Genomic DNA, 5,553 nt, shown 5'->3' with positions numbered 1-5,553 from the left:
GCGCAGGCCCGCGCCTCGCGCGAAGCGCTGCAGCCCGTGCACCCCGACGGCGCGGGTGTGGTCTGGTACGCGACGGGCAGCGTGCGGCCACACGCCTTCCGCACCCCTGCCCCGGCCTGGCGCGACCCGACCTTCAAACGCTTGGCCGCGGGCAAACGCCACCGATTCCGAGCTGATTTTCTGTCTGTTGCGCCACTTTGACGCGGCCAGCCAGCCGGTGACGGCGTTCAAACGCACCGTCGATCTGATAGCTGAAACGGCCCGCGCGGCAGCCGCGAACCACCGGCTGCGGTTGAGCGCGGCCTACACCGACGGCCGACGCCTGGTGGTGGTGCGTTTCGCCTCGGACGGCTGCCCGCCTTCGCTCTACCTCAACCGTGGCCCGCGCGGCGTGGCCGTCGCATCCGAGCCGGTGTGCTGTGGCGTCGGGCGCTGGTGTGCGCTGCCGGTGAATTCAATCAGTGTGCTCACCGCAACCCGCCGGTGCACTCTGCCTCTCTCATCCAGCTGAACGACGCGCGGCGTTCGGCTCCGCGCGCGGGTCTCGCTTGACCCCGGCACAAGCGCTGGCCGTACAATCGATCACCCACGTCAGTGCACGCAACAAGGAACCGCCATGGCAATTCGTTCGACACTGGGGGTCTGCGCGACCGGTCTGGCCCTGCTCGGCACCGCGGCTTCGGCCGAGACCTTTCGCTGGGCCGGGACCACCGACCCGCAGACCATGGACCCGCACGCGGTCAATTCCGCACCGGTTCTCGGCTTTCTGAACAACGTCTACGAGGGACTGGTGCGCCGCGGTCGCGACATGGCGATCGAGCCGGCGCTCGCGACCGGGTGGGAGGCGATTGGCGACGGTGACGGTTGGCGGTTTCGCCTGCGCGAGGGTGTGCAGTTCCACGACGGCAGTGCCTTCACCGCCGAGGACGTGCTGTTCAGCTACCAACGCGCGTCCGACGAAAATTCGGACACCCGCAGCTGGTTTTCGCCGGTCAGCGATGTGCAAGTGGTCGACGACTACACCGTCGACATCCTGACCACCGCGCCGAACCCGATCTTCCCCGATTCGATCGCAAACTGGCTGATCATGGACAAGGACTGGGCCGAGGCGAACAACGCGGCCCTGCCTGACAAGGAGAGCGGCAACTTTGCCACCCTGAACGCCAACGGCACCGGCGCGTTCCGCCTGACCGACCGCCAGCCCGGCCTGTCCACAAGCCTGGCCCCCTTCGACGGCTGGTGGGGTGAGGTCGAGCACAACATCAGCGAGGCGACCTTCACCCCGATCGGCAACCCGGCGACCGCGGTCGCGGCGTTGTTGTCGGGTGACGTCGACATGATCAACCCGGTGCCGATCCAGGACGCAAACCGGGTGGATCAACGCGACGGGGTCAGCGTGATCCGCGGCATCGAGGCGCGCGTGATCATGCTCGGCTTCGGCCACGATCACCCCGAGCTCAAGTACGGCGACATGGCTGGCAGCGCGAACCCCTTCCAGGACGTGCGGGTGCGTGAAGCCGTCGCCAAGGCGATCAACGTCGACGCGATCCGGCAGGCGATCATGCGCGGCAGCAGCGACGCCGCCAGCCAGTTGGTCAGCCCGGCCATGCGCGGCTACTCCGCGGCCAACAGCACGCGACCGGCCTTCGACCTCGAGGGCGCGCGCGCGCTGCTCGCAGACGCGGGCTACGCCGACGGCTTCAGCTTCGGCCTGAAATGCCCGAACAACCGCTACCTGAACGACGAGGCCGTGTGCCAGGCGGTCACCGGTATGCTTGCGCAGGTCGGGATCACCGCGGAACTCGACGCCATGCCGGTGCAGAACTACTGGCCGGAGCTGCGCGCGGACAACTTCGACATGTACCTGCTCGGCTGGTCGCCCGGGACCTTCGACCACGAACACCCCGTGCGCTTCCTGGTGACGACGCCCAACCCGGAGAAGAAACTCGGGTCGTGGAATTTCGGTGGCTTCTCGAACGCCCGCGTCGACGAACTGCTGCCGATGATCCAGTCGGAAATCGACGACGGCAAACGCCAGGCGATGATTGACGAGATCACCGCGACCTACCAGACCGAACACGCCTACGTGCCCTTGTACGTGCAACCGCTGGTCTGGGGCGTGCGCGATGGCGTCGCGCTGACCCAGCGGCCGGACAACTTCTTCATCCTGCGCTGGGTGACGGCGAACTGATCGCACCACGGCACCGGGCCGCGTTCGCGCCCGGTGCCGACTCCCCGCATCCGGCGTGCTGTCCTATATCGTCAACCGCACACTGCAAGCCGTCGTCGTCCTGCTGGCGGTCGGCTTTGTTGCGTTCGCCCTCTTTTCGTTTGTCGGTGATCCCATCGACAACATGCTCGGTCAGGAGCGCAGCGCCGAGGACGTCGAGCGCCTGAAACGCACGCTGGGCCTCGACCAACCCTTTTTCGTGCAGTACGGCCGCTTTCTGCTCAACGCCCTCAGCGGCGATTTCGGCGTCTCCTACCAACAGGGCCGGCCTGTTGCCGACATCCTGCTCGAACGGGCACCGGCAACGGTCGAGCTCGCACTGGTGTCAGGCGCCTTCGCGTTGACCCTCGGCACCGTGCTGGGGGTGCTGACCACCGTTCACCGGCACACCGTCGCCGCGCGCGTCGTGATGACGGTGAGCCTGATCGGCGTGTCGCTGCCGACCTTCCTGATCGGCATCGTGCTGATGTACGTGTTCTCGGTTGAACTCGACTGGTTGCCGAGTTTCGGCCGCGGAGACACGGTCACCGTCGGTGGCTGGCAGACGGGCCTCCTGACCGAGAGCGGCCTGCGCGCGATGATCCTGCCGGCAATCACCCTCGGTCTGTACCAGATGACCTTGATCATGCGCCTGGTGCGCGCCGAGATGCTCGATGTGCTCCACGCCGACTACATCCGCTTTGCGCGGGCGCGCGGGCTGCCTGAACGCATGGTGAACTTCCGACTGGCGCTGAAGAACACCCTCGTGCCGGTCATCACGGTAGCGGGCTTGCAGTTGGGGTCGATCTTCGCCTTCGCTATCGTGACGGAAACCGTGTTTCAGTGGCCGGGTGTCGGGTTGCTGTTCATCAACGCGATCGAGTTCGTCGACATCCCGGTGATGGCAGCCTACCTGATGCTGATCTCGGTCATGTTCGTCGGCATCAACCTGCTGGTCGACCTGCTCTACCTCCTGATCGACCCGAGGTTGCGAACGTGATCTCGGCACTGCGGCGCGCCTGGGACACAGACCTCATGTGGTCCTTGCGGCACGCCCCGCTGGCGATGGTGGCGCTGTTCACGGTGTGCGCGTTGGTCGGTGTCGCGGTGTTTGCCCCTTGGATTGCACCGCACAACCCCTTCGACCCGGCGACCCTCAACCTCATGAACGCGTTCACCCCGCCGGGCGAGGCGAATGCGTTTACCCAAGAGCGCTTCGCGCTCGGTACCGACGACCAGGGACGCGACATCCTCTCAACCATCCTGCACGGGCTGCGCGTGTCGCTGTTTGTGGGCTTCGCCGCGGTCGGGCTCGGCATGCTGATCGGCGTGAGCCTCGGTCTGATCAGCGGCTACGTCGGCGGTTGGGTCGACGCGCTGATCATGCGGGTCGCCGATGTGCAGCTGACGTTCCCGTCGATCCTCGTCGCGATGTTGATCTTCGGCATCGCCAAGGGCATCACGCCGGTCGCCTACCGAGACGAGGTGGCAATCTGGGTGCTTATCCTCGCGATCGGCCTGTCCGACTGGGTGCAGTTTGCGCGCGTGGTGCGCGGCGCCACCCTGGTCGAACGCGAAAAGGAGTATGTGCAGGCGGCGCAATTGATCAAGCGCGGCGCTGTCTCGATCATGGTGCGGCACATCCTCCCCAACGTGCTCTCACCGGTGTTGGTCATCGCGACCATCTCGCTCGCGCTCGCGATCATCGCCGAGGCCACGCTCTCGTTTCTCGGCATCGGTGCGCCGCCAACCCAGCCGTCGCTCGGCACACTGATCCGCGTCGGTCAGGGTTTTCTCTTCTCGGGCGAGTGGTGGATCCTTTTCTACCCCGCGCTGACACTGCTGATCCTGGCACTGGCGGTGAACCTGCTCGGCGATTGGTTGCGCGACGCCCTGAACCCGAACCACGAGGACCCGCTGTGAGCACGCCGGCCTTGCAGGTCTCGGGGCTCGACGTCGAGTTTCGCTCTCGCCACGGGGTCACGCGGGCGGTGAGCGCGGTCAATCTGACGCTGCACGCCGGCGAGATTCACGGCCTGGTCGGCGAAAGTGGTGCGGGTAAGTCCACCGTGGGCGCGGCGATCATGGGCTTGCTGCCACCGGCCGGGCGCATCTCGGCGGGCACCGTGACGCTGCGGGGCGAGCGCATCGACGGAGTCGACGACACCGCGCTGCGCGCGCTGCGCGGGAAGACCCTGTCGATGGTCTTCCAGGACCCGCTGACGTCGCTCAACCCGCTGTTCACCGTGCGCGAGCACCTCACGCAGACGATGCGCGTGCACCTGCCGATCACGGCGCGCGAGGCCGACGCGCGCGCGCGGGCGTTGGTCGAGCGGGTCGGCATCCCGGATGCGGCGGCCCGGCTCGATCAGTACCCGCACCAGTTCTCCGGCGGCATGCGGCAACGCATCGTCATCGCGCTTGCGCTGTGCGCCGAGCCGGACGTAATCATCGCCGACGAACCGACCACGGCACTCGATGTGGCGGTCCAGGCGCAGGTGCTCGCCCTGATCGCCGAGCTCGCGCGCGAACGCCAGGTGGCGGTCTTGCTGATTACCCATGACATGGGTGTGATCGCCGACACCACCCAGCGGGTCACCGTGATGTACCGCGGCGAGGTCGTTGAAACCGGCCGCACCCGTGCGGTGTTGGGGGCACCGCAGCACCCCTACACGCGTGCCCTGATTGCCGCGGTACCCCGACCCGACAGAACCCTCGATCGCTTGCCGCACGTGCACGCGGCGGCAGACGGCACGGGCGAGAGCGACATCGCATCAATGGCGCGTGCCTGGCCGCACGCCCCGCGCCCTGATGACCAGATCGTATTGCGTGTGTCGGGCCTGTCAAAACGTTTCGCCACCGGCCGCAGCGTGCTGCGGTGGCGGCGCCACAGCGTGACCGCGCTCGACGATGTCAGTTTCGACGTGCACGCGGGAGAGATTCTCGGTGTGGTCGGCGAGAGCGGGTCGGGCAAATCGACACTCGCGCGTGTGGTCTGTGGCCTGCAAAGCGCCGACGCCGGCTCGGTGCATTTCGACTGGGCACCGGCCAGTGCAGCCGGCGCGCGCCCGGTAGGCTGCGACGTGCAGATGGTGTTTCAGGACCCCTACTCCTCGCTCAATCCACGGCACCGGGTGGATGCCATCGTCGCCGAGCCGATCCGGCATTTCGGTCTCATGGACGCGCGGGCCACCCGCGCCCATGTCGCACAGCTGCTCGAACGCGTCGGCCTGCCACCGGGTGCAGGACGCCAGTACCCTCACGCTTTCTCAGGCGGGCAACGGCAACGCATCGCCATCGCACGCGCGCTGGCCACGCAACCGCGTTTCCTGGTGTGCGATGAG

Annotated in this window: 6 protein-coding genes; all 6 read left to right on the top strand. The window is 67.0% G+C overall.

The window, feature by feature from the left end:
* On the top strand, window positions 1-201 hold a 201-nt coding region (locus AAGA11_22540), incomplete at its 5' end, for a hypothetical protein (protein MEM9605655.1).
* Window positions 188-511 carry a hypothetical protein gene (locus AAGA11_22535; GenBank protein MEM9605654.1) on the top strand — a complete coding sequence of 108 codons (324 nt, stop codon included), beginning with the start codon at window positions 188-190 and terminating at the stop codon, window positions 509-511. The genes AAGA11_22540 and AAGA11_22535, both read left to right, overlap by 14 nt.
* A gap of 105 nt (window positions 512-616) precedes the next feature.
* A complete protein-coding gene (locus AAGA11_22530; GenBank protein ID MEM9605653.1) occupies window positions 617-2,191 on the top strand; it encodes an ABC transporter substrate-binding protein in 1,575 nt (524 codons plus the stop codon).
* A 55-nt stretch (window positions 2,192-2,246) separates the two neighbouring features.
* The gene (locus AAGA11_22525; protein MEM9605652.1) at window positions 2,247-3,209 is read left to right on the top strand and encodes an ABC transporter permease; all 963 of its coding nucleotides are present in this window, start codon (window positions 2,247-2,249) and stop codon (window positions 3,207-3,209) included.
* 35 nt (window positions 3,210-3,244) lie between these two features.
* Entirely contained in the window at window positions 3,245-4,132 is an 888-nt protein-coding gene (locus AAGA11_22520; GenBank protein MEM9605651.1) for an ABC transporter permease, read from the top strand.
* Window positions 4,129-5,553 (top strand): ABC transporter ATP-binding protein (locus AAGA11_22515; protein ID MEM9605650.1); only part of this gene is annotated, 1,425 nt, incomplete at its 3' end. The genes AAGA11_22520 and AAGA11_22515, both read left to right, overlap by 4 nt.

The organism is Pseudomonadota bacterium, from assembly GCA_039196715.1.
Taxonomy (GTDB): Bacteria; Pseudomonadota; Gammaproteobacteria; order CALCKW01; family CALCKW01; genus CALCKW01.
This window is presented reverse-complemented; position numbering and strand designations above follow the sequence as displayed.